The following is a 1060-nucleotide window of genomic DNA, read 5'->3' as shown; positions in this document are numbered from 1 at the left end:
AGCATGTCGAACGGCTGGCCCGCGGTATGGATGCGTTGACCGGCCTTGAACTGGACATGCTGGAAATGCTGGTCGTCGTCACCGACGAATGTGCCTGACGGAATGCGGAGGAGATTACAGACATCATGCATATTGGACCAGATTTTATGCGTGCGACTGCCCGATCCCGCAGACCGCGTCGGTGTAGTAGTCGGAGCAGTGTTGCTTTCGATAGTTTGCGCACACGACATGGTGATCTCCTGTGATGGGTTGAGTTTGAATCGATTAGCGCCGCATCTTCTTAAGCGTCAGCATTTCTGTGCGGCAGTCTCAGGAGGAAGTATGTCGAAATGAAAACGCGGCCGGTATAGGACAGGCACTTGTTGCGTTGTAGGAAAAGATGAAGTCCCGCGACTTTTTCGCGTTTCTTGTGAGGCGCAGAAGGGAGGCCGCGGAGGCAGTTTGCGTGGCGCCTCGGGGCGAATGCAGAAATCAGACTGCGTTTTCGAGAGCAGGTTGCAGGAAAATAATGCTTTTCGATGAACGAATGGCCGATATTTGCGCTTGTTTTGCGCGATGTCGGCTNGAATGGCCGATATTTGCGCTTGTTTTGCGCGATGTCGGCTTTTGGGAAAACAGCAAACCCAAAAAATGATTTTTCCGACAACTTATCGTGGCAATCAGATGAGATCGTCATTGACCCTCACGAACAGGCATCCATTGATGCGAGAGCGTAGGACTTCGCCAATCTCTTATTGCTCTGTATAGATATACAGTACAATTCAGCCGCTTTTGTTCTTTAAACGAACAAAGTCACTCATAGCGGCAAATGAAAAAGATACTCCTTACCCTGATCCTGGCTACGGCTTATTTCGGTGTCTCGGCGAAAAGCGGCGACACCGTCGAAATGCTGGTTGATCAAGTCCTGGAAAGGACGGGTGATCTTCTGCGTGGCGCTGGGAGTCGGAACAGCAGTTCGGCCCCCGTACGGGGTAGCCAGTTCATCGAGGTGGCATTTTCGCCTAATGAAGGCGGCGAGGATCTGGTCGTCAAGGTGATCCAGTCAGCGCGTAGCAGCATC

Annotated in this window: 1 protein-coding gene; it reads left to right on the top strand. The window is 51.9% G+C overall.

The window, feature by feature from the left end:
• Positions 1 to 808: 808 nt before the first annotated feature.
• Positions 809 to 1060 (top strand): hypothetical protein (locus JK635_RS29180; protein WP_235888275.1); only part of this gene is annotated, 252 nt, incomplete at its 3' end.

The organism is Neobacillus paridis, from assembly GCF_016765675.1.
GTDB classification, from domain to species: Bacteria; Bacillota; Bacilli; order Bacillales; family Cytobacillaceae; genus Neobacillus; species Neobacillus paridis.
The sequence above is the reverse complement of the archived record's forward strand: the minus strand, read 5'-3'. Positions and strand labels throughout refer to the sequence as shown.